This is a genomic window from Bacillus sp. CR71 (genome assembly GCF_003429245.1).
GTDB lineage: Bacteria > Bacillota > Bacilli > Bacillales > Bacillaceae_G > Bacillus_A > Bacillus_A thuringiensis_S.
Genome location: NZ_CP031748.1, coordinates 1,181,659 through 1,205,796, shown reverse-complemented (window position 1 = coordinate 1,205,796; position 24,138 = coordinate 1,181,659). Strand labels below are relative to the sequence as shown.

Genomic DNA, 24,138 nt, shown 5'->3' with positions numbered 1-24,138 from the left:
CTTTTTTATTGATAGATTTCTTTATATTTCTTATACTCTGCTTCAGAACATAGTACGAAATGTCCTGGACGAATTTCACGCATTGTTGGCACTTCGCTACCGTAATCATGCTGCGATGGATCGTATACGATACGTTTACGATTACGCTCATAATCTGGATCTGGTAGCGGAATTGCTGATAATAGTGATTTCGTATATGGATGAACTGGATTCGCATATAACTCTTCACTTGTTGTCAGTTCTACAATTTGACCACGGTACATTACGCCGATGCGGTCACTAATGTATTTTACCATCGATAAATCATGGGCAATGAATAAGTATGTTAACCCTTTTTCTTTTTGTAACTTTTTCAGTAAGTTTACAACTTGCGCCTGAATCGATACGTCAAGTGCTGAGATCGGCTCATCGGCAATGATAAATTCTGGTTCTACAGCAAGCGCTCGAGCGATACCGATACGCTGACGTTGTCCACCTGAGAATTCGTGTGGGAAACGGTTTGCGTGCTCTTTATTTAAACCAACTGTGTTTAGTAGTTCATGAACACGGTCCATGCGCTCTTTTTTACTTTTCGCTAATCCGTGAATATCAATACCTTCTGCGATAATATCCCCTACTGTCATACGAGGATTTAGTGATGCGTATGGATCTTGGAAAATCATTTGCATTTTACGGTTGAATTTCTTCAATTCTGTGCGTGATTTCTTACCATGTACGTTTTCACCATCGAATAATACTTCACCAGCAGTTGCATCATATAAACGAATAATCGTTCTTCCAGTTGTTGATTTACCACAACCTGATTCTCCTACAAGACCAAATGTTTCTCCGCGGTAAATATCAAATGAAATATCATTAACCGCTTTGACAACACCACCACTCACGTCGAAGTGCTGCTTTACATTTTTTACTTCAATTAATTTCTCACGTTGTTTAGTCATGTTGTTCACCTGCTTTCATTTGAAGAATACGTTTTTCAACAACTGCCGGCGGTTTTACTTCTGGAGCTTGCTCGTGAAGTAACCAAGTTGCCGCATAGTGTGTATCACTTACTTTAAATAAAGGCGGTTCCATTTCAAAATCAATTTTCAGCGCCTGTGGGTTACGTGGTGCAAAAGCATCACCCTTTGGCGGCTTCAATAAATCCGGAGGCGTTCCAGGAATTGCGTATAACTCTTCCTCTGAACCATCTAAACTTGGCATAGATGCGATTAAGCCCCAAGTATATGGATGTTTCGGATTATAGAAAATTTCATCTACAGTTCCAATTTCAACAACTTTACCAGCATACATAACTGCCACTCGGTCAGCAACGTTTGCTACTACACCTAAGTCATGCGTAATGAAAATAATTGCCGCTTCTGTTTTTTGCTGAATGTCTTTCATAAGTTCTAAAATTTGTGCCTGAATCGTAACGTCTAGCGCTGTTGTCGGCTCATCGGCAATTAATAATTTCGGGTTACAAGCTAACGCCATCGCAATAACTACACGCTGTCTCATACCACCTGAGAATTGGTGAGGATATTGTTTTAAACGTGCTTCTGGATTTGGAATACCTACAAGGTCGATTAATTCTAACGCAACTTTACGTGCGTCTCCTCTACTCATCCCTTGGTGTTTAATAAGACCTTCCATAATTTGATTCCCAATTGTCATCGTTGGATTTAATGATGTCATTGGATCTTGGAAAATCATCGCGATATCTTTACCACGAACTTGCTGCATTTCTTTTTCCGTTAATTTCGTTAAATCACGACCGTCAAATACAATCTCTCCATTTTTAATACGGCCTGGAGGATTTGGGATTAACCCCATTAGCGCTTTAGAAGTAACTGATTTCCCAGAACCAGACTCTCCTACAATCGCTAATGTTTCCCCTTTTTTCAAATCAAAAGTAACTCCGCGCACTGCTTGTACTTCACCTGCATGTGTATCAAAGGAGACTTGTAAATCTTTTACCTCTAACAATGTTTTCATTTTTACTTCTCCCTCCTCATTTACTTACGCATTTTTGGATCTAACGCATCGCGTAATCCATCTGCCATTAAGTTGAATGCTAGAATTAACATACTGATGACAACCGCAGGGATGAACATCATGTGTGGATACGTTTGAATAGATTTATAACCATCATTTACAAGAGAACCAAGTGACGCGAATGGTGGCTGAATTCCTAAACCAATGAAACTTAAGAACGCTTCACCAAACACCGCTGATGGAATTGTGAACATTGTCATTACGATAATAGGTCCCATTACGTTTGGAATTAAATGTTTCACAATTAATTGTGTATTTGTTGCACCTAATGTACGAGATGCTAATACATATTCTTGGTTTTTTAACTTTAGGATTTGTCCACGAACAATCCGCGACATCCCTATCCAACCCGTAATCGCCATCGCGAGTGTAATTGACCAAATACCAGATCCCATAATGATTACCATTAAAATAACGATGATTAAGTATGGAATACCGTTAATAATCTCCATAATACGTTGCATAATATTATCTACTCTACCGCCGTAGAATGCTGAAATACCTCCGTATGCAACCCCAATTACTAAGTCAATTGCTGCTGCTAAAAGAGCGATATATAATGATACGCGTGTACCTTCCCATGTTCTTGTCCATAAGTCACGGCCAAGATCATCTGTACCAAACCAGAAGTACTCTTTAATATCACGTTTTTCATATTGGTCAACACCATATTGATCTGTACCGTCAAATGGTAACCAATGAACATTTTCAATAACTGGAATTTTTGGTGGTAATTTCGCACGACCTAAATCTTGCTCTTTATACGAGTGTTTACTTACCATCGGTCCAAAAATCGCTAATAGCGCAATGATTACTAATAATACAAGGCCAAGCATCGCACCTTTATGTTGGAACAAACGTCTTCTTACATCTTGCCAAAACGTTAAGCTTGGACGGGCAATGACTTCATTATCAACATTATTTTGATTGGCTTGTTGAAATAAATCTGGAGATAATTTTTGTACATCTTTCATCATTTTTTCCCTCCCGCTAAACGAATACGAGGATCAATAATTCCGTATAAAATATCGACAATGAAAATAACTAAAATGAAGATTGCACTATAGAAAATCGTAGTTCCCATAATAACTGTATAGTCATTTAAAGTAATCGATTTAACGAATTGTTCCCCAAGTCCTGGTACAGCATAAATTTGCTCGATAACAAGTGTTCCTGTAATTAATGCCGCAACCATTGGTCCTAAAATTGTTACAACTGGAATTAACGCGTTACGAAGTGCGTGTTTTACAATGATAACGCCTTGACTAATTCCTTTTGCTTTCGCTGTTAAAATATAGTCTGACTGCATAACTTCAATTAATTCTGCACGAGAGAAACGTGCGATTGTTGCGATAACTCCCATCGATAATGCAATTGTAGGCATTACAGTAAACTCTGGTCCTTTCCAGAATGCTACCGGGAACCAACCAAGTTTTACCCCTACGAAATATTGTAGTAATGCGGCGAATACGAATGATGGTACCGACATTCCGAGTACCGAAATAACTGTTGCACTATAATCCACCCACGTATTATTACGAAGTGCGGCAACAATACCTAAAATTAAACCGATAAATGTCCCTAATATAATCGCTTGTAAACCTAATTGGGCTGATGGTCCAATACGATCCACAATCATGTCTGTTACTGGGCGGTTATCATATTGGAATGATACCCCTAAATCACCTTTTGCTAAGTTACCTAAGTAACGTGCGTATTGAACTGGTACCGGATCATTTAATCCGTATTTTTCAAGAATGATTTCTTTTTGTGCCGGTGATAGCTTCTCCTGGTTTTTAAGCGGAGAACCCGGAAGTAATTTCATCAAAAAGAAAGTCAGTGTAGTAATTAAAAATAATGTCAAAGCCATGTACACGAAACGTTTTAATACATAACGTCCCATAGTCAAGCACCTCCCCGTTTTTCTCAAAAGCAATAAGATAGTTTAAAATATTCTTACTTTTATTTTTTTAAAATAAGAGCATATGCCCATCATAGGCATATACCCTTGTAAACGATGGAAAAAAAAGATTATTTTTGTTCAACAGATGCCCATTTGTAAGTTAATTTACCACCATAGTTAATTGGGATAATATCTTTTACGGCACCTTTTACTACATACGCTGAACCTTTTTGGAAGATTGGAGTGATAACTGCATCTTCTTTAATTAACATCTTCTCTACTTCTAGAAGGTTGTTCCAGCGAGCTTGTAAATCTTTTGTATCTGTTTTAGCTTTTAGGATTAACTCATCATACTTCTGATTAGAATACCCTGTTTTATTTTGAGAACCATTCGTAACAAACATATCTAAATATGAGATTGGATCTGGGAAATCTGGTCCCCAAATACCAAACGCAATATCATATTGCTGAGAATCTTCTAATTTATTTTTTTGTGCGAATGGTTGCTGTTTAATTTTAATTGATAAACCTGGTAAGTTCTTTTCTATCTCACCTTTTAAGAATTCACCAACTTTTTTAGCATCTTCATTATCAAAGTTTAAGAATTCTAGTTCGATTTTATCAGTTCCAAGCTCTTTCTTCGCTGTTTCCCAAAGCTTTTTCGCTTCTTTTGGATTTGTTTCAACTAGCTTTCCATTTTCAGCTCGGAAATCTTTTTTATTCGGACCTTCAGCGAAATCTTTTCCAACAAATCCGTAAGCTCCAATTGCACCGTTATTTAAAATAACTTTCGCAATGTTATCACGGTCAAAGGACATTGAAATTGCTTTTCTTAAGTTTTTATTACTTAAGTACTGATTACTTTGATTAAATCTTAAGTAAGCAACCCCTGCTTCTTTTCTTGTTTGGAACTCTGGGCTTTGTCTAAACTTATCAACAAATTCAGACGTTAAAGCCGCACGATCAATCGCGTTTGTCTCATATAAATTTACATCAGTTGCTGTATTTTTTACAATATTAAAGTTGATTTCTTCGATTTTAACCGTTTTATTATCCCAATATGAAGGATTCTTCTTGAATTGGAAACTTTGTTCATGTTTCCAATCACTCATAACGAATGGACCGTTATATAATGTTGTATTTGCCTCTAAACCAAACTTATCACCTTGTGCTTTTACAAAGTTTTCATTTAGCGGGTAAAATACTGGATAAACTGTTAAATCGATAAAGTAAGGAACGGGATTGTCTAATTCCACTTCTAATGTATAATCATCAATCGCTTTTACACCTAATTGGTCAGCAGGTAATTCTTTTTTATGAATTTTCTCTGCATTTTTAATATCGAACATAATGTACGAATACGTTGCTTTTGTATCTGGATTTACGGCTCTTTTCCATGAATACACAAAGTCTTTAGCTGTTACAGGTTCCCCATTTGACCATTTCGCATCTTTTCTTAATTTAAATATGTATTTCTTCCCATCATCTAGCTTTTCGACATCTTCTGCAACGCCAGGCATTCTCTTTTGATCTTTGCCAATACGATATAAACCTTCCATCGTATTATTTAATGCTGTAGAAGATGAAGAGTCAGATGCTAATGATGCATTCATTGACGGAATTTCAGATAACTCTGTTAAATTAAGAATCTGTTTTCCGTTACTACTACTCGTAGCGTTCTCTTTCCCTTTTGCTTTTGCATCATCTTTTTGGTAGCTACACGCGCCAAGCAACATACTTGCAGTTAAAGTTGATGCAAGTAATAACGGTATCTTTTTCTTCATGTTGTGTTGCCTCCCCTAATTGCACTTCCTGTACCCTCACTTGTTAAAAAGTAGAATTGAAAGAATAATCTCCAAGTTTCTACAATTTTCATTATACATATAATACGACGATTGTGAATATAGTTTTTTGTTTTTTTGTTAAAATTTTTAATAAAATGTTTATATTTTTAATTTTTCGTAAAGGGATACGTTAACATTGCTACCATCATCTTAAAATCAGACCTTTAATTGTGTATAATTTTCAAAAAATTATTTCTAGTACTTATTATAGCTTTTATAGTATAATAATTCTAGTAATATTTTGACGGAGGGGAATATTTTGAATAAAGTTTTTTTTCATACTTGTATACTAATTTTTATAGCGATGATTGCTTCTAGTATTGGTGCATTCCTCATTTCATCTCAATTTTTGTTGAACTTTGTCAACATCTCGTTTTATATCGCGCTATTTTTTATTCTGATAGGTGGTTTTTTATTCATATTTCAAAATGGATTTTTCAATGTAACTCTTTACGCTTTCCAGAGAGTATTTGGCACGAACAAAAAGATTGACTCTTTAATTGAAGAAGTCGAGGAACCTACAGATAAGAAAGAACGTATTTATAAAACATATTCATTCAAATGGACATATCCAATTTGTATTACAGGTATCGTTCTTGGGTTGTTCTCGACCCTCATTAGCTTTACTATTTTGATGTAGTTTGCAAACACTATCCCATATGATATAATAATCAGCAAAACATTTTGTTATAAAACTTTAGTTCTTTCATATTAAAAGAGCTCAAGTAACAATAAATAAATTTATATGTATGCGATGATAAAGAAGAGTACATATTGATGCAATTTCAGAGAGCTTGTGGTCGGTGTGAACAAGTAATTGTACAGTATGGAATGGGCTTTTGAGCACCAAACCGAACCGAAAGTAGTAGGCCTTGGCGTTATATCCAGACGTTACTATGGATTAGAGAGATTTCACAGTAGTGAAATAATTAGGGTGGTACCGCGGTCCATTCGTCCCTATAGTTTTTTGGGATGAATGGGCTTTTTTGTTTGCCTTCTCTTCCCTATCACGCATTCAAATTTAGGAGGAAATAATTATGTCAGTTATCTTTTCTGGTATTCAGCCAAGCGGAACGATTACACTTGGAAACTATTTAGGGGCTATGAAGCAATTTACAGAGCTTCAAAACGAACACGATTGCTATTTCTGTATTGTAAACCAACATGCCATTACAGTACCTCAAGATCCTATACAACTTCGCAAAAACATTCGTAGTCTTGCTGCACTTTATGTAGCATGCGGCATCGATCCTGAAAAAGCTACTTTATTTGTACAATCAGAAGTACCTGCACACGCTCAACTAGGATGGATCATGCAATCTGTTGCTTACGTTGGAGAATTAGAGCGTATGACACAATATAAAGATAAAGCTTCAGGTAGAGATTCAGTTCCAGCTGGATTACTTACGTATCCACCATTAATGGCTGCTGATATTTTACTTTATAACACAGAAATCGTACCTGTTGGTGATGACCAAAAACAACATATGGAATTAACACGTGATCTAGCAGAGCGTTTCAACAAACGCTTCCGTGAAGTGTTCATAGTTCCTGAAATTCGTATTCCAAAAGTAGGAGCTCGCGTTATGTCATTAACCGAACCTACGAAAAAAATGAGTAAATCTGATCCGAATCCAAAATCAATGATCAGTATGCTTGATGAACCAAAAACAATTGAAAAGAAAATTAAAAGTGCTGTAACAGATTCAGAAGGTATCGTGAAATTCGATAAAGAAAATAAACCTGGAATCTCTAACCTATTAACAATTTACTCTTCATTCTCAGGAAAAACAGTTGAAGAGATAGAAGCAATGTACGAAGGAAAAGGATACGGCGACTTCAAAGGCGACTTAGCACAAGTAGTCGTAGAAGCAATTCGCCCAATCCAAGACAAATATAACGAACTAATCAGCTCCCCAGAACTAGACGAAATTCTAGACAAAGGTGCCGAAAAAGCAAACCGCGTTGCATTCAAACAACTACGCAAAGTAGAAAACGCAATGGGACTAAGCAGAAAACGTAGGTAACATAAAAAGCGGAGGCGACTGCTTAGCCCTGACGGCTAAAGTTCTTTCCCACAGAAGGTGCTTTTTACCTTCTCGTGGGGAAGGTTCTTAGACGCGAAGGGCTAGGAGCCGGAGCTAAATTACATATAAAGTGGAAGCGGCTCGTTTAGAATGTGAGGGGGATGGAGCTCCTGACGTAAAGGCGCTTTTTGCCTCGCAGGAAGGCGCGAAGCCACCGAACATTCTTGCCGCTGGAGCTGGATTTCACCAAATTAAAAAACCGCCAATTGGCGGTTTTTTAATTTACCTTTTGCTCATTTTCCATTTCCCATAACTTTTCAAAAAACGGCTGTCCTTTTACAAGGCGCTCGCATAATTGTTCGTGCTTCTCAGACCAGCCTGATTTCGCTTCATCATATAGTCTTGCCCAAATATCTTCAAATTCCATATGTTGGACCGTTCCATATGCTGACGGATCCCACTCTGTGTACCAATAGCGAATTTCCGCTGTATTTTTCGTTGTATGTAATTGATCTAACGCCATAAATAATAATTGTTTTAGTTGTCTTTCTTTACGAGTCAAGCCATTCATAATGAAAGGCGATGGTGATAAAATGTGGTGTTCTTTTTCTGTTTCTTCTACTTGGAACTCATACTTTTCTGCTTGTACGTTTTCTACCATCTCATATACCATCTGCTCTTGCCGTGGTATAAGTCTGCTTTTACGAATAGGTACATTGTAACCAATTGTATCAATCGCAATAATTCCTTTTCCATCTGTAACAACAAAGCAATACTCTTGCTGCAAACGTTCATGATTTTTACGAATATAAGCCTTATGATGTACGTCTTCCAACAATTTTTGCGGAAGCTCTAACAATTCGTCCTCGATGTAATGATATAATGTGGCATCTACTTTTAATAATGGCACTTGATCTAATAGCTCAATCGTATCATCTTTCCGCCATTCGTAAAAATGACAAACGTTATACCCATTCTCTTCACCTTCAAACCAATTTACCCATACATCATGTAGATATAACATTCACTACCCCTCACTTCACTACTGTTTGTATCAATCATTATGTTCAATTTTTCTTAACTTTATTCCACCTAAGGAAATATATTCTAATTATTATTTTTTCTTCTATTAATACTAAAAAAACAGGAAATAGAGCTCCTGTTTTTTTATATATGAAATGTATTTGCTTTATTCAATATTTCTTTTGCATCTATAGATAATAAAGAAAGTGTATCTTCTCCTTCCAATGTTACACAATCTTTGACAATATGAAATCCAAGCGCATAGCCAAGCATCTTCGGATAAGAGTGAAATCCATTTAATAAGATGTCGTGCTCCCTTGTTCCTCGTTTTATACTTATTCTTTCATGTACAACATTTTTCCAATAATAAATAGCCTCTTCTTTTGAAAGATACATCGTCCACGGTGCATTGTTTTTTTCTGAATATCTTTCCGTTACCGCTTGCTCAGCTAGCCCTTCCATAATCATCGTATCAAGTAATGTATATTCTGTTTCTTTCGTCTCAATTTGATGTAACCTGCATATGTGATGATATTCATGCGCCAATAACACCTTTAATTCTTCCACCGAATTCCGTCCACATACAAATAAGAAAATAACATGACGCATAGATAATCCAGCTCTACCGTTATACTCTTCTTGTACAGTTCGATTATAGGCATCTGATAATAAAATAAAGACAGGGACATCCGGACCTTTCAACCAATTTTTCAATTTATCATACTCCAAGCTCAACTCTTTCCAAATTTCCTTTTCCTCTAATTCTTTAATTTCCTTTTCCCCATGCATGACCGGACGATACATCCCTTTTGAAATCAAAAAGCGATACAACCTTTCTTTTGGCAACGGAATATACTTCGTAAATTTCTCACAAAGTTTTTCTGGCCGTCCATAATATAAATGTAGCCATTCAGCTGTTTCAATAACCCCCATCTTTATCCCTCCTTTTTTCTTATGTATATGCTACAAGAGAAAAAGACGTAAAAATAAATAAGGAGTTTTTTCGTAATATGCTACGAAAAAACTCCTTATTTCATCTATTATTTATACGATTTAAATACTAATACTGCGTTATGACCACCGAATCCTAGTGAGTTACTTAATACTGCATTTACTTCTTGTTGTCTCGCTTGATTCGGTACGTAATCTAAGTCACATTCTGGATCTGGTGTTTCATAGTTAATTGTTGGAGGGATTACTCCGTCTGTAATTGATTTAATTGAGAAGATCGCTTCAACAGCACCAGCTGCTCCTAATAAGTGACCTGTCATTGATTTCGTTGAGCTAATTGCTACTTTGTACGCGTGCTCACCGAACGTTTCTTTAATTGCCATCGTTTCATACTTTTCATTCGCATCCGTACTTGTACCGTGCGCATTAATGTAATCAATATCTTCTGGCTGTAGACCTGCATCTGCTAAAGCTTGACGCATTGCACGCACGCCGCCTTCACCACCAGGAGCCGGCATTGTAATATGGAATGCATCACCAGTTGCACCGTAACCAGCGATTTCGGCATAAATGTGAGCACCACGAGCTAATGCGTGCTCTAATTCTTCAAGAATTAAAATACCTGAACCTTCACCCATTACGAAACCGCTACGGTTTTTATCAAATGGACGGCAAGCCGTTGCTGGGTCTTCATTAAATGTTAATGCTTTCGCTGAGCTAAATCCTGCGAATGCCATACTTGTTAACGGCGCTTCAGCTCCGCCTGTTATCATTGCATCAGCATCACCACGCTGAATTGCTTTAAATGCATCACCAATTGAGTTTGCACCAGATGCACAAGCCGTTACAGAGCAAGTGTTAATTCCTTTCGCTCCTGTTGCGATTGATACTTGACCTGCTGCCATATCTGGAATCATCATCGGCACGAAGAATGGGCTCACACGGCGCGGACCTTTCTCAGTAAAAATCTTAAATTGTTCTTCGTATGTCTCCATACCGCCAATACCAGATCCAATCCATACACCAATTCGAGGTCCGTTTTCTTCTGTAATCTCAAGCTTTGCATCTGCAACTGCCATTTTCGCTGCTGCTACTGCATATTGTGTAAAGCGATCCATACGGCGCGCTTCTTTTTTATCAATATATTTCTCGACTTCAAAGTCGTTAATTTCTGCTGCTACTTTTGCTGGAAATAGTTCCGGATCAATTCTTGTAAGTCGTCCGATTCCAGATACACCTTTTTTAATGTTTTCCCACGCTGTTTCAACATCTGTACCGATCGGTGTAACAGCTCCTAGTCCTGTAATTACGACCCTCTTTTTTTCCATACAAAATACACTCCTTTTTTTCTCTCAGTCCTTATTTACCCCAACGAAGAGCAACTGCTCCCCATGTTAATCCGCCGCCAAAACCAACAAGTATAATTAAATCACCATCTTGAATACGTCCATTTTGCAATTCCTCTACCATTGCAATTGGAATTGAAGAAGCTGATGTATTACCAAACTTTTCAATTGTCATACTCATTTTTTCTTGTGGTAAATTTAATCTCTCTCTTGCAGATTCCATAATACGAATGTTCGCTTGATGCGGTACTAAGAAATCCACATCCTCTTTCGTAAGACCAGCTTTATCCAGCACGCGAAGACAAGATTCACCAAGTTGACGAACGGCAAATTTAAACACTTCTCTGCCATTCATCATAACATACTCGTCTTGATAAAGATGCTTACCGCCACTTCCGTCTGCTCCTAATTCGAAAGATAGAACGCCTCTTCCTTCTGAAACAGCTCCCATTACGATAGCACCGGCTCCGTCTCCAAATAGTACCGCTGTATTTCGATCATTCCAGTCTACAATTTTAGATAGTTTATCACTACCAACTACTAATACATTTTTATAAGTTCCCGTTTGAATAAATTGCTGCGCTGTAATCATTCCGTACATAAAACCAGCACATGCTGCACCTACATCCATTGCAGCTGCATGTTTCGCTCCAATCGCTTCTTGAATGACACAAGCTACTGCTGGAAACGCACGATCTGGTGTTACTGTCGCCACCAAAATAAGATCGATATCTTCTCCGCTAACCCCTGCATCTTCAAGTGCTTTTTTAGCAGCCTCTACGGCCATATACGAAGTATCTATTGTATCATCGGCAATGCGTCTTTCGGCAATTCCCGTTCTCGTACGAATCCATTCATCGGATGTATCCATTATCTTCTCTAAATCGTGATTTGTGACTACTTTTTCCGGCACATATCTTCCGATCCCTAAAATGCCCACGTTCACATCGCAGCCCTCCGTTTTATATCAATTATTATGACTTGGTACTAATTTTAAAACATAAATGTATTTTTGTCTAGAATATATTTCAGCTAAAACATAAAGCTAGGCATTATTCACTTTATTGTTTATTAAAAGAAACAGAAACATACCTTCCCTGTTTCTTTTGAAATATAAAAAGGCTCGAACCGCTTCTCTCGACGGTTCGAGCCTCTTTCTCCTCAAAAAGAAAGGGTTTTATTGTTGATCTGCTTTCCCAAGCTCATATGCTTCGTTCATAACTTTCATCAATAACTCTAATACTGGTTGTGCTTTCTCCATATCAAGCGCAATTCCATTATCATCTAAAATGGCCTTTGCTTCTGGTAAATGCTTCATTGCGATTTGTAAAAACTGCATGCTTTTTTCGTTCATATTATACTCTTCCTCTCCATTAAAACTTTCACATACAATAGTGTAACACGCGTGCTACCCTTCGTATAACTCTTTATATTTTTTCATGTGTGCCAGTTGCTTATTTAAACCGTATTCTAACGGAGTATTTCTTTTTATCGAAATTACCTCGATAGCCTCATCTCTTACTTCGTTATTATTTTTATTTACTTTATCATCCGCGCGTAAAAGGTTCATACCTTTTTTCCATAATGACTTTTTACCACTAAGCAAATTGTATATACCGAGATGCTGCTCGTTCATTCCATTTTCCCATAAGTATTCACATACATCTTCCACGTACAGTAGATCACTTCCGTTTTCCTCACTCGCATAATAGCACTCTTTCTCATCCAGTTCTGATAAAATGAGCTGATGATACATCATAAAAGACGGTTGCCACGGTCCATATAATGTAGGAACTCGAAATACACTATATTGTAAATCCCCTTTTTTCAATCCTTCTTCTACTTTCAAAAATATGCGCTTATTTTCCGATTCATCTGTACTACCTACTTCAATAGAAGAAATTAAATTTAACTTCAATTTTTGTTCTTCACACATTCTTATAATTCGCTTTAAATATTGTAATATGACTCTTTCATTCCGAAATCCACATTGCTGATTTGGCTCATATAAGCAAAAGTAAACAGTATCGAATCTCTCTTCCTCTACTGATCTCCATCCATCTTCATCTCTTATCGAATAATACGTAAATAACGCATTTCGCCCAATTAACAATAACTTCTCTTCATTAATTTTGGTCATACTATTGAATTCATCAAAATCAAGACCATACACTTCTACTTCTTCTGCGATCATTTTATTCACAAGGTGATAACCTACAAACGTAAGTGCACCTATTATCAGCACGCGTTCCATACCACCAACCCTTTCTCCTTGAAACAAATAGCTCCTCATTTATGTATATGGGAGCTTCACAATTCTTCTTCATATTTTTTAAAGAAATCAGTCGTTTGCCTAACCATTTTATATTTCACATCTTGCAGATGGAACAAGACAGACGTATCGCATTGATTTAATTGCCTCATTTTCTCATATTTACGCAACTGTTGTTTTCTTCCTCTTTTTTCTTGTGTTGATACGAAAACTTTGACAGGTACACAAGATGGCAGAAGCGTAAATGATTTCTTATTTATTTTTAAATCTAACTCTTCTTCTTTGGCATCATACGCCAAACTTAATTCCTTCACTAATCTTTTGTAAAAAAACTTATGCTCTTTCTCAAATTCCACATATTCTGGTAAATCTAAACATGGATTCAACATAATGACAGAACGAATACATTCAGGGTATTTGTTCATCATTTCAAGTGCTACAAGCGCACCCATACCATCTGCCATTATGTGCATTTTCGCATTTAACGTCTCTTTTCTCAAAACAACATCATATAAACGTTTTGCTAGACGAACAGATTGGTCGTTTCCCCAGTGCCTTCCGTATAAATTAGAAGAAAAGACCGTGTAGCCTTCCTCAATAAGGCCATGTAAAAAATAAGATCTTCCCGCATGCTGTGTCCATAAACTTGTACCATTCTCAATAAAGTAGTTGTAATCACCGAGGAGCATAACCGAAAATCCATTTGGCTTCTCCGGTAAATAAATGACACATGGTTCTTTTTCTAAGTAAAAAAAACGTTCCGTAATACTCATTTTTCCCCCGCCTTATTTTCTAAACATATAAAACCACTCTTTTATAATGTATGAACGGAATGCAAATTTGCGTTGAAAAATCTACAAATATTTTTCTATATTCTTTTTTCAATTGTGTTACAATAAGGACAGATTGAACGAATAGAGGTGTAAAATATGCGTTTCATTTGGGCATTAATTTGGTCGTTCTTACTTGTACATATGATGAGCTATGTAATCGGCTCTATGACTGGCGGTACATACGACTTTAACCAAGCGTCTATTTTCTCAGTTGTTCTTGCTGTATTAGTACTAGCGATTTCAGCTGCAATTCCAAACGAGCCAGTAGAACAACACTAAAAAAAGAGTCCGGATTTTATCCGAACTCTTTTTTATTTTTATTTTTATTTCACATGAACAACTAATTCGTTATTTTCTACATCGACAACTACGTGACTATTGTCAGTAATTGTTCCTGCAATTAATTCTCGCGCTAATTTCGTTTCCACTTGACGTTGTACGTATCGTTTTAATGGACGAGCTCCATACATCGGATCAAAGCCAGCTTCTACAACAAATTCTTTTGCTGCGTCTGTTAATTCTACTGTAATGTGACGGTCAGCTAAACGCCCTTGTAATTCTTTTACAATTTTATCAACAATACCTTTAATTTCATTCGTTGTAAGAGGTTTAAATAAAATAATTTCATCAACACGGTTTAAAAATTCAGGGCGGAAATGTCCTCTTAATTGCCCCATTACAAGGTCTCTTGATTCCTCTTTAATCGAGCCATCTTCTTCTAATCCATCTAGTAAATGAGCAGATCCAATATTTGAAGTCATAATAATAACTGTGTTTTTAAAGTCCACTGTACGTCCTTGCGAATCTGTAATGCGTCCATCATCTAACATTTGTAATAAAATGTTGAATACTTCTGGATGTGCTTTTTCAATTTCATCTAATAAAATAACGGAATATGGTTTACGTCTTACCGCTTCTGTTAATTGACCGCCTTCTTCATATCCTACATATCCAGGAGGTGCACCAATTAAGCGTGACACTGCGTGTTTCTCCATATACTCAGACATATCAATACGAATCATTTGCTCTTCACTATCGAATAAAGACTGCGCTAACGTTTTTGCAAGTTCTGTTTTACCAACACCCGTAGGGCCTAAGAAAATGAAGGAACCAATCGGGCGGTTCGGATCTTTAATACCAGCGCGAGCACGAAGAACCGCGTCTGATACTAAGCTTACTGCTTCCTCTTGTCCGATGACACGCTCTGATAAGATTTGCTCTAAGCGTAGTAATTTCTCGCGTTCACCTTCAACGAGTTTAGCAACAGGAATACCAGTCCAGCGTGAAACAATATCTGCAATTTCTTCTTCACTTACTTCCTCACGTAATAAACGATTTTCTTGTTTATTATGCGCGCCCATTTCTTCCGCTTCTTTTAACTCTTTTTCAATTGCTGGAATTTTCCCGTGACGAAGTTCGGCTGCTTTATTTAAATCGTAATTACCTTCTGCTTCTTCTAATTCACGGCGCAGACGTTCTAAATGTTCACGTAAGTCACGAACTTTGTGAATGTCTTCTTTTTCTTTCTCCCATTTCGCTCTCATACCACTTGCAACTTCTTTTAAATCTGATAGTTCACGTTGCAACGTTTTAAGACGTTCTTGGCTACCACGATCTGTTTCTTTTCCAAGAGCTGCTTCCTCAATTTCTAACTGCATAATACGACGCGTTACTTCATCTAATTCTGTCGGCATAGAATCGATTTCTGTACGAATTGTTGCACACGCTTCATCGACAAGATCAATTGCTTTATCTGGTAAGAAACGGTCCGAAATATATCGATCTGATAAAACTGATGCTGCTACAATCGCGCGGTCATGAATATTTACACCATGATAAATTTCAAAACGCTCTTTTAAACCACGTAAAATGGAAATTGTATCTTCAACAGTTGGTTCTTCTGCTAATACTTGTTGGAAACGTCTTTCTAACGCCGGGTCTTTCTCAATATATTTACGATATTCATCTAATGTCGTCGCCCCAATACAGTGTAGTTCACCGCGAGCAAGCATCGGTTTTAACATATTCCCTGCATCCATCGCACCTTCTGTTTTACCGGCGCCAACGATTGTATGAAGTTCATCAATAAATAATAAAATACGCCCTTCACTCTTTTTAATTTCATTTAATACAGCTTGCAGACGCTCTTCGAACTCACCACGGAATTTCGCACCAGCTACGAGCGCACTCATATCTAACGCGAAGATCGTTCTATCTTTTAGCCCTTCAGGTACATCTTTTTTCACAATACGCTGCGCTAACCCTTCAACGATTGCTGTTTTACCAACACCTGGCTCACCAATTAAAACAGGGTTGTTTTTCGTTTTACGTGAAAGAATGCGAATGACACGTCGAATTTCACTATCCCGGCCAATAACAGGATCAATTTTCCCTGCTCTCACTTCTGCCACTAAATCACGGCCATATTTTTCTAACGCTTCATAAGTTGCTTCTGGATTTTGACTAGTCACTCTTTGATTCCCCCGAACTGTCATTAAAGACTGTAATAAGTTATCTTTCGTAATATGAAATCTTGTAAATAATTGATTGATATCGCCTTTTTCTTCAGAAAAAGCAAGCAATACATGTTCCACTGAAATGTAGTCATCTTGCAATTTCTCTGCTTCTTTTCCTGCTCTTACAAATAGTTGTTGCAGAGCACCTGTTATATATAATTTGCCTACTTCTGCACCGCTTCCCGTTACAGAAGGCTTTTTCTTAATTAAACTTTCGGCGCCTTGCTTTAACGCTTCTATATCGACATTCATTTTTTGAAAAATACGCACTGCTAACCCATCTTGCTCTTCTAATAATGTAAACAAGAGATGAACAGTATCTACTTCTTGATGATGATGAGATACCGCTAAAGATTGGGCACTCATAATCGCCTCTTGTGTTTTTGTTGTCATTTGATTTAAGTCCATCTTTACAGCCCTCCAAATGTTTGACTTTCTTTGACCTTTGATTTAATTATACGCCAACTGACTTTTTTATACAATAAATTCGCCTATGCATTTTCAAACTTATTATTGGAAAAAGAAAAAAGGAGCATTCATTATGCTATTAAAAAAAGTACGATAAATGAAACTACATTATGTAACAACAAAAAAGCCGCAATAAAGATTGCGGCTTCTGTTACGGTTTTCTTTTATATGTCCACTGGCGGTTATGATTCGTGTTATCTGGAAACTTTTCACCGGCAGTTAATTGTACCATTTGCGGATTTTTTACCATACTTCCCGTTTCACCAATTTCTACGTAAATGCCATCATTTGGCGCTTTTTGTCCAGAACGAAACCTGCGATTTTGTCCCATCTTCATTCTCCTTCCATGACGTCTTGCCTCATTAGTATATCCATTTTAAAAGAAAGGTTTTCTGTCATGTTTAGGAAACAAGTACTACATCTCATTCTTGTACATATACATGAATGACACAAGCTTAGGAAGGAATTCCTTTCCTATCTGTAGAAAAAAAGAAACCAACCTACTCTAGGCTAGTTTCAAAGGAGAGTCAAACATATACGAGAAGATTACATGTTCATTATATGCCTCATCATACGAGCAATGTAACCCTTTTCACATTTTGTACATAATGAAAGAAACATTATTTGAACTTTCTAAAAAGATGTTGACTTTTCTTAATTTCCAACGAGAAATAGTAGACACCATAGTACTTCGCGACGTAAGATGGATATATAGTGAAACCTCCATCTATGGTGGTCTCACCCAGTCTAACCTCTTATTTCTGCATATTAAAAACGGAAATACAGATAGAAACAAAAAAATTATTATAAGAGGTGAAATTATGAACAAACAACATTTAATCGCATTAGACTTAGACGGCACTTTATTAACAGACAACAAAATAATTTCCACTCGAACGAAACATACAATTGCAAAAGCAAAGGAACAAGGACACGTTGTCGTTATTTCAACAGGACGTCCATTCCGCGCTAGTTATGATTACTATAAAGAACTAGGTCTGAATACACCTATCGTAAACTTTAACGGTGCGTACGTGCACCATCCTCTTGATTCAAACTGGGGTATACATCACTCTCCTCTTGAGCTAGCAACAGCGCAAGAAATTGTACGAGCTTGTTTTGATTTCGGCGTAAAAAATATATACGCTGAAGTTATGGATGATGTGTATGTTCGTGAAATTGATGAAGATAAAAAACACATTTTCGAATTCGGTTCTCCTAAGATTTTTACAGGAGACTTATTAAATATTTTAAATGACCATCCAACTTGCTTATTAATTGACGCACATGACGAGCATTCTACTGCAATTCGTCAACATTTAACTGATATGCATGCGGAAGTAATCGACCATAGAAAATGGGGTGCACCTTGGCCGATTATTGAAATTGTAAAAAGCGGATTAAATAAAGCGGTCGGATTACAAAAAATTTCTAGTCATTACAACATTCCACAAGAGCGAATTATCGCTTTCGGTGACGAAGATAATGATTTTGAAATGATTGAATTTGCTGGTCACGGCATCGCAATGGGTAATGCCATCCCTGAATTAAAATCACTCGCAAACCATACTACGTTAACGAACGAAGAAGATGGTATTGCTTTATATTTAGAAGAGGTTCTTGGGTTGTAATCTAAAAATTCCCTACTTATAGTTTCCTGCCAAATGCCCATACTATAAGTAGGCGCATAAGACATCGCGTCGATTGTTTTCAGCTAAATAAAGGGGGTTTTTCGAATGGGTAAAAAGAACAAATCAAAACGTTTTATCCAACAAGGAGCCGATGCTGTTATGAAGCATGATGCAAGATTCCCGTACAGAGGTACATTAGCTGAGGCAGAAAAGGCAAGAAGTAACTCTTCTTTTGGAGGGGTTTAAATGGGGAACTTACTATTCCAACAAGCTAGAGATGCTGTTGAAAATGCCGTATCTTGTTCAAGCGGTACTGAGCAACAAGATCTCGTATATAGAGCAAAAAATGCTTTGCAATCCGCTTACGCAAACTCTTCAACTGCTGAAAAAGTTCAGCTCCGTGAAATGCAAGAGCAATTGCAAAACATTACGAATGTACATTAAAAAAGAGGACCAACTTTGGTCCTCTTTAATCTTTCCGAAACAATCCGAACACCCCAACTGTTTGCAGTATATTTGTAAATGCACCTGGGTCCACTTGTTTAATAATCCTCTCCAATTCGTATAACTCGTAACGGGTAATAACCATCATTAACATTTCTTTATTTTCATTCGTATAAGCACCTGTTGCTGGTATCGTTGTAATTCCTCTTACTAATCGCGAGTGAATCGCCTTTCTTACGTCCGCCCCATTCTTCGTAACAATTAATGCTGTAATCTTTACATGACGAGTATGAATTGCATCAATAATTCTCGTTGATACATATAAAGTCACTAACGTATATAACGCTTTTTCCCATCCATATACATAGCCAGCAGCGATAATGATAATTGCATTAAAAAAGAAAAAGTATGTACCGACAGGCTTATCTTTTATTTTTGATAAAATCATGGCGATAATATCTAATCCACCTGTAGAAGCACCCCACTTTAAAGCAATCCCTACTCCAATTGCCGAAATAATCCCGCCAAAAATCGCATTTAATATAATATCATTCGAAACCGCTCTAACAGGGATGATTTCTAGAAACAGAGTCATAAATATAACACAAAGAAAACTAAAAAAGGTGAAGGCCTTTCCAACCTTTTTCCACGCTAAAATAACGACAGGAATATTAAATAAGCTAAACAATACTCCCGTAGATATGTGAATCGATAAAAAATCACCTAATATTTGTGATAATAATTGAGACAATCCAGCAAAGCCGCTCGCATACACTTTTGCTGGTGTTAAAAATAAATTCATCCCAATCGCGTTTAATAAACCTGCGATGATTACAACGATTAACTTCTTTATAAGTTCAGTATAATTCAACTTCAAATCCATTTCGAATCCACCTTTACCCTTCATAAATGCACCGCTATACATAGTCTTTACGAAAAAGGAAATGATAAACGTACAACGTTTAGGAATGGAGTTGATACATATGCCACATACGAGTGATAACGACAAAAAAGCACGCGATAATAACGCAAAACGCACACAAAAAAATGAGCAAGAGCAAAAAAATATTCAGCAAGGTAAACGTGCATACTCTAAAAAGACCGATCACCTTTGATTCCATCGTACATCAACAATTATGTTGATGTACTTTTTTACATTTTAAAGGAAAAAAACATTAAAAATTCACTTCATGTTCACTTCTATATTCTACAATAGCGATAACATATTCGGATGAGGTGTTGGCATGAGAGGGAAACATATTTTCATTATTACTGCACTAATAAGTATATTGATGCTATCTGCTTGCGAACAAAAAAATGGCTCAGCTACAGTCGCTACAGCAACAGACTCGACCATTACAAAGGATAACTTCGAAAAACAATTGAAAGATCGTTACGGAAAAGACATGCTATACGAAATGATGGCACAAGACGTCATCACAAAAAAATATAAAGTATCTGATGAAGAGGTAAATAAAGAAGTAGAAAAAGTAAAAAAACAATATGGAGATCAATTCAAAAAAGTATTAGAAAATAATGGTTTAAAAGATGAAGAGGATTTCAAAAATCAAATTAAGTTCAAACTTGCTATGAATGAAGCGATTAAGAAAAGCATTACAGTGAAAGACGTAAAAGACCACTATAAGCCAGAAATTAAAGCGAGTCACATTTTAGTAAGTGACGAAAATGAAGCGAAAGAAATAAAGAGTAAACTAGATGCTGGTGCTTCATTTGAAGAATTAGCAAAACAAGAATCACAAGATCTACTATCAAAAGATAAAGGCGGAGACCTTGGATACTTCAATTCAGGTACAATGGCTCCTGAATTTGAAACGGCTGCCTACAAACTAAATGTTGGACAAATTAGCAACCCCGTAAAATCATCAAACGGTTATCACGTTATTAAATTAACTGATAAAAAAGATTTAAAACCTTACGATGAAGTAAAAAAATCTATTCGCAAAAACTTAGAAGAAGAACGTATCGCTGACCCTATATTCAGCAAAAAATTGTTACAAGAGGAATTAAAAAAGGCAAATATTAAAATAAACGATAGTGATTTGAAAGATACATTTACTCTTGTTTCTCCACAAGGAAATTAAAAAAAGCACACCCTTATCTTTTTAGATAAGGGTGTGCTTTTTAATCTTTCATCAATATTTTCAACTTTTTCTTCAAGCTTTTATAATGCCAATTGATGTGATTTAATTCTATCTCCACTTCAATTAGCGCATCTATTAAGTCTTCTTTAGATTGCTGAGAGTTTATAATATTTTCAAGCAATCGTTCGAATCTTTCAGTGCTCTCATATATATCATGTAAATCAACTGCTGCTATTTCACGTTCTTTTTCAGAGGATAATACTGAGAGACTCTTTATTAATTGTTCCAGTACATTATCTTGCATTATCATAACTCCCTTCTCCTCATGGATTGGTTCTATTACCGTCATAGAAGAATAAGTAATTTAAAATAAAAAAGTGTATCTCAAAATCAAACTATTTGTTTAGGGTTTGAAATACACCGAATAGACTTTACTTTTCTTTTTCAAAAATACCAGCCAAGATAAAACTACTCCCCAGAAAAATTACAATTATCACGTTAATTGTATAACCCAAGAACGACATATACGAAGTAAAACTTACTAGAATTGTATATATGAGACTTACTACTAACACCATTGTAGCTCGATAGTTTTTCCTTTTTAACATAATCACCAATAATGCTACAATAAAAACAACATTATATATACCAATCATTGTATGTGTCGTCTCCATTTTACTAATCTATCTTCTTCTTTTCTTAGAATTAGTTTTTTTCGGCTTATAATCTTTATATCCTTTTTTATATCCCTTATAATCTCCATCTATAAAAACCGCCGCGTCCGGAATCAGCCCTATCCCTCCAACAGCTTTACTACCAGTGAATAACGCTCCTTTAGTCGCTGACTTCACTGCATTTTTTAGTATTTGCTGCGTTTGAACGCGCTGTCCCGGCGATAAATTTGCGATTTGTTTTTTCGAGTTACTTCTAGATGATTTCCATCCATAAGTATACCCATTCTGCGTCACAGGATCATCTTCATCACCTGGATCAGGATCCACCGATAAGAACACACCATGATCTGGATTATAATAACGCGCAATCCCTATCTTCAAATTCTTCATTAAAACTAATTCACACTTTAAATCCAATGCTTGTAATCTGCCAATTACTTTTCCCTATTGTCTTGATCAGGAATTACAATAAAGAAATCCACTATGTGTGTTTTATTAAAGTCTATACCTTGTTTATATAACATATTTAATACTTGTCCATCTTCATATTTTAGGAATTTCATTATCATCCCCTCCTTGCTATCAATAAATACAAGCAGTCTTTAATAACTATACCCTTTTATTAGATTCATAGCCTTTGTAATAAATAACATAAGAAATCATTTTATCAAACCCTCCACCAAAAAAGTGATTATTTCGAAAAAAGGAGTTCATCCCCTGTAAATAGTAGGTGATGAACTCCTTTTTCTTTTTAAGTGGACTTTTTCAATGACCTCCTAATTAACTATATATTTTTTTTATTTTACAACACATCTCTTCTACAACTTTTACTTCCATCCCGAATGATGTTTCATACTCCCATTTTTCATTAATCAAATCATTTTTAACAAAAGTAAAGTATACTAAAAATCGATTTTTTTTTAGCTTCACTTTAAATTCTATTTCCTCTTCATCAGCACTTAATACAGCTTCCTTAATATCTTTTCGTAGTAATGCTTCTAGTTCTTCCCCAAATTTAATTATTTCACTCCTCAAAAACATTGGCCCTTTACACTCATAATGAATATTATTCGAGGATACAGCTAAGAAATTCAGTTGTAAATCACGTAAATACAGCTCATCATCATTTGGATACATAGACCCAAATGATACAATGGTTATCTTTTTTTCATCCCCTAAAAACACCAACTCAATTTCTTTTTTTATTTCCACCATTCCACCTTCTTCCAATTTTTATCCTTCTTCGAGCGATGCCCTAGACTAATAATGTTATTTTTTTTAGTTTTTGATACAACAATATGTTTTTTACCTAACGTTTGCACAAATCGGTCATGTGGATTTCTTTTATCTATATGCTTTCTACCAAAACTTCGAACTAATACTGTAGCAGATTTAGACATTTGACGCGCTGGGTTCGCTAAGTGCTCTGTCGCATGAATACTATATTTTAATTTTGCTGCGAAATAGCCAACTCTTCCAACTCCACCTAGTGCAACTCCTGCCACCGCTCCTCTTAGTGCTGATTTCCCTACTCCTTTCCAAGAATACCCTTTTTTTCGATTATTCCATAAGTAAGTACCAACATCCCAAGCAGCTCCACCTAACGCACCAGCTATCCACCAAGCGACATGCCCATCTGGATCAATCTTCATCACCGGATTATTATCACCATACGTATACCCATTCATGGTAATCGGATCATCTTCATCACCCGGATCTGGATCCACCGATAAGAACACACCATGCTCTGGATTATAATAACGCGCAATCAGATAATACATCCCAATTTCTTTATCATACATGTATCCCGCATATCCAAACGGATTATCTGCGGCGATACCTTTTGCGTCGCTTTTTAATACGTTACCCCATGAATCATATTCATACGTTGCTACAACTTCTCTATTTTGATCTGTCATCGCAATGACATCACCACGAGGGTTGTAGTGGTAGTATAACGTTTGTCCTTTTGATTTCATCGCTAGACGCGCGCCACTTGTCGAGTATACATATTGACGAAGAACATTTCCACTACCATCTGTCTCATATAATGGGTTAATGCTGTCT

At 36.4% G+C, this 24,138-nt stretch carries 27 protein-coding genes, 1 pseudogene and 1 other annotated feature; of the genes and pseudogenes, 8 read left to right on the top strand and 20 right to left on the bottom strand.

The window, feature by feature from the left end; genetic code table 11:
• Positions 1-5 precede the first annotated feature (5 nt).
• The 5 genes from DOS87_RS06215 to DOS87_RS06195 all read right to left on the bottom strand — a co-directional run bounded on the left by DOS87_RS06215 (position 6) and on the right by DOS87_RS06195 (position 5,724).
• Positions 6-941, bottom strand: a complete 936-nt coding sequence (locus DOS87_RS06215; RefSeq protein ID WP_000166354.1) for an ABC transporter ATP-binding protein — start codon at positions 939-941, stop codon at positions 6-8.
• Positions 934-1,977: an ABC transporter ATP-binding protein gene (locus tag DOS87_RS06210; protein ID WP_000854341.1), complete on the bottom strand. Its 1,044-nt coding sequence runs from the start codon at positions 1,975-1,977 to the stop codon at positions 934-936. Before DOS87_RS06210 ends, DOS87_RS06215 begins: the two co-directional genes overlap by 8 nt.
• A 20-nt stretch (positions 1,978-1,997) precedes the next feature.
• Complete coding sequence (gene opp3C / locus DOS87_RS06205) at positions 1,998-3,014, bottom strand: oligopeptide ABC transporter permease (RefSeq protein ID WP_000974107.1); 1,017 nt, start codon at positions 3,012-3,014, stop codon at positions 1,998-2,000.
• Complete coding sequence (opp3b, locus tag DOS87_RS06200; protein WP_000534168.1) at positions 3,011-3,940, bottom strand: oligopeptide ABC transporter permease; 930 nt, start codon at positions 3,938-3,940, stop codon at positions 3,011-3,013. Before opp3b ends, opp3C begins: the two co-directional genes overlap by 4 nt.
• A 128-nt stretch (positions 3,941-4,068) precedes the next feature.
• Positions 4,069-5,724 (bottom strand): peptide ABC transporter substrate-binding protein, encoded by a 1,656-nt coding sequence (locus tag DOS87_RS06195; protein WP_208730226.1) that lies wholly within the window; start codon positions 5,722-5,724, stop codon positions 4,069-4,071.
• Between the two features lie 319 nt (positions 5,725-6,043).
• Here DOS87_RS06195 and DOS87_RS06190 point away from each other — a divergent pair, with 319 nt between their 5' ends.
• Positions 6,044-6,424 carry a DUF3899 domain-containing protein gene (locus DOS87_RS06190; RefSeq protein WP_001045002.1) on the top strand — a complete coding sequence of 127 codons (381 nt, stop codon included), beginning with the start codon at positions 6,044-6,046 and terminating at the stop codon, positions 6,422-6,424.
• Between the two features lie 105 nt (positions 6,425-6,529).
• Positions 6,530-6,746, top strand: a binding site (T-box leader).
• Between the two features lie 75 nt (positions 6,747-6,821).
• Positions 6,822-7,811: a tryptophan--tRNA ligase gene (gene trpS / locus DOS87_RS06185; protein WP_000110979.1), complete on the top strand. Its 990-nt coding sequence runs from the start codon at positions 6,822-6,824 to the stop codon at positions 7,809-7,811.
• Between the two features lie 277 nt (positions 7,812-8,088).
• Here the strand turns inward: trpS and DOS87_RS06180 are convergent, their stop codons facing one another.
• The 7 genes from DOS87_RS06180 to DOS87_RS06150 form a co-directional block, all read right to left on the bottom strand.
• Positions 8,089-8,835 carry a YjbA family protein gene (locus DOS87_RS06180; protein ID WP_000966119.1) on the bottom strand — a complete coding sequence of 249 codons (747 nt, stop codon included), beginning with the start codon at positions 8,833-8,835 and terminating at the stop codon, positions 8,089-8,091.
• A gap of 143 nt (positions 8,836-8,978) precedes the next feature.
• A complete protein-coding gene (locus DOS87_RS06175) occupies positions 8,979-9,767 on the bottom strand; it encodes a DUF2268 domain-containing putative Zn-dependent protease (protein ID WP_000538197.1) in 789 nt (262 codons plus the stop codon).
• Between the two features lie 107 nt (positions 9,768-9,874).
• A complete protein-coding gene (gene fabF / locus DOS87_RS06170; protein ID WP_000412645.1) occupies positions 9,875-11,113 on the bottom strand; it encodes a beta-ketoacyl-ACP synthase II in 1,239 nt (412 codons plus the stop codon).
• A 31-nt stretch (positions 11,114-11,144) separates the two neighbouring features.
• Positions 11,145-12,077 carry a beta-ketoacyl-ACP synthase III gene (fabH, locus tag DOS87_RS06165; protein WP_001100533.1) on the bottom strand — a complete coding sequence of 311 codons (933 nt, stop codon included), beginning with the start codon at positions 12,075-12,077 and terminating at the stop codon, positions 11,145-11,147.
• Between the two features lie 231 nt (positions 12,078-12,308).
• Positions 12,309-12,485 (bottom strand): ComZ family protein, encoded by a 177-nt coding sequence (locus DOS87_RS06160; protein ID WP_001003335.1) that lies wholly within the window; start codon positions 12,483-12,485, stop codon positions 12,309-12,311.
• A 54-nt stretch (positions 12,486-12,539) separates the two neighbouring features.
• Positions 12,540-13,412, bottom strand: coding sequence for an NAD-dependent epimerase/dehydratase family protein (locus DOS87_RS06155; RefSeq protein ID WP_016097951.1), 873 nt, complete (start codon positions 13,410-13,412; stop codon positions 12,540-12,542).
• Positions 13,413-13,441: 29 nt separating this feature from the next.
• The gene (locus tag DOS87_RS06150) at positions 13,442-14,176 is read right to left on the bottom strand and encodes a lipase family protein (RefSeq protein WP_000028706.1); all 735 of its coding nucleotides are present in this window, start codon (positions 14,174-14,176) and stop codon (positions 13,442-13,444) included.
• Between the two features lie 156 nt (positions 14,177-14,332).
• Between DOS87_RS06150 and DOS87_RS06145 the strand changes: the two genes are divergently transcribed.
• The gene (locus DOS87_RS06145; protein WP_001211116.1) at positions 14,333-14,515 is read left to right on the top strand and encodes a YjzD family protein; all 183 of its coding nucleotides are present in this window, start codon (positions 14,333-14,335) and stop codon (positions 14,513-14,515) included.
• Between the two features lie 44 nt (positions 14,516-14,559).
• On the opposite strand, the gene clpB is transcribed toward DOS87_RS06145, so the two are convergent.
• Both clpB and DOS87_RS06135 read right to left on the bottom strand, forming a co-directional pair.
• The gene (gene clpB, locus DOS87_RS06140; protein WP_000365378.1) at positions 14,560-17,160 is read right to left on the bottom strand and encodes an ATP-dependent chaperone ClpB; all 2,601 of its coding nucleotides are present in this window, start codon (positions 17,158-17,160) and stop codon (positions 14,560-14,562) included.
• Positions 17,161-17,371: 211 nt separating this feature from the next.
• A complete protein-coding gene (locus DOS87_RS06135; protein ID WP_000531422.1) occupies positions 17,372-17,551 on the bottom strand; it encodes a YjzC family protein in 180 nt (59 codons plus the stop codon).
• A 490-nt stretch (positions 17,552-18,041) separates the two neighbouring features.
• On the opposite strand from DOS87_RS06135, the gene DOS87_RS06130 reads away from it, so the two are divergent.
• From DOS87_RS06130 to DOS87_RS06120, 3 genes are all read left to right on the top strand, one after another.
• Positions 18,042-18,851, top strand: coding sequence for a Cof-type HAD-IIB family hydrolase (locus DOS87_RS06130; RefSeq protein ID WP_001041241.1), 810 nt, complete (start codon positions 18,042-18,044; stop codon positions 18,849-18,851).
• Between the two features lie 105 nt (positions 18,852-18,956).
• On the top strand, positions 18,957-19,097 hold the full coding sequence (locus tag DOS87_RS06125; protein WP_000516816.1) for a hypothetical protein: 141 nt from the start codon (positions 18,957-18,959) through the stop codon (positions 19,095-19,097).
• Positions 19,098-19,295 (top strand): DUF3813 domain-containing protein, encoded by a 198-nt coding sequence (locus tag DOS87_RS06120; RefSeq protein ID WP_000527408.1) that lies wholly within the window; start codon positions 19,098-19,100, stop codon positions 19,293-19,295.
• Between the two features lie 25 nt (positions 19,296-19,320).
• Here DOS87_RS06120 and DOS87_RS06115 read toward each other — a convergent pair whose 3' ends face one another.
• The gene (locus DOS87_RS06115) at positions 19,321-20,178 is read right to left on the bottom strand and encodes a YitT family protein (protein WP_000364431.1); all 858 of its coding nucleotides are present in this window, start codon (positions 20,176-20,178) and stop codon (positions 19,321-19,323) included.
• 100 nt (positions 20,179-20,278) lie between these two features.
• On the opposite strand from DOS87_RS06115, the gene DOS87_RS06110 reads away from it, so the two are divergent.
• Together DOS87_RS06110 and prsA are read left to right on the top strand one after the other, a co-directional pair.
• A complete protein-coding gene (locus DOS87_RS06110) occupies positions 20,279-20,410 on the top strand; it encodes a DUF3941 domain-containing protein (protein ID WP_001120851.1) in 132 nt (43 codons plus the stop codon).
• Between the two features lie 129 nt (positions 20,411-20,539).
• On the top strand, positions 20,540-21,397 hold the full coding sequence (gene prsA, locus DOS87_RS06105) for a peptidylprolyl isomerase PrsA (RefSeq protein ID WP_208730225.1): 858 nt from the start codon (positions 20,540-20,542) through the stop codon (positions 21,395-21,397).
• Between the two features lie 40 nt (positions 21,398-21,437).
• Here the strand turns inward: prsA and DOS87_RS06100 are convergent, their stop codons facing one another.
• From DOS87_RS06100 to DOS87_RS30055, 5 genes and pseudogenes are all read right to left on the bottom strand, one after another.
• Positions 21,438-21,701, bottom strand: coding sequence for a hypothetical protein (locus DOS87_RS06100; protein WP_003260911.1), 264 nt, complete (start codon positions 21,699-21,701; stop codon positions 21,438-21,440).
• A 379-nt stretch (positions 21,702-22,080) separates the two neighbouring features.
• Positions 22,081-22,461: a hypothetical protein gene (locus DOS87_RS06095; protein ID WP_002162888.1), complete on the bottom strand. Its 381-nt coding sequence runs from the start codon at positions 22,459-22,461 to the stop codon at positions 22,081-22,083.
• A pseudogene (locus tag DOS87_RS06090) lies at positions 22,436-22,634 on the bottom strand (ribonuclease E inhibitor RraB); the annotation flags it as partial. The gene DOS87_RS06095 and the pseudogene DOS87_RS06090, both read right to left, overlap by 26 nt.
• A gap of 217 nt (positions 22,635-22,851) precedes the next feature.
• Positions 22,852-23,301: a hypothetical protein gene (locus DOS87_RS06085; protein ID WP_000390929.1), complete on the bottom strand. Its 450-nt coding sequence runs from the start codon at positions 23,299-23,301 to the stop codon at positions 22,852-22,854.
• A partial coding sequence (locus tag DOS87_RS30055; protein ID WP_261795633.1) for an RHS repeat domain-containing protein occupies positions 23,274-24,138 on the bottom strand: 865 nt, incomplete at its 5' end. The genes DOS87_RS06085 and DOS87_RS30055, both read right to left, overlap by 28 nt.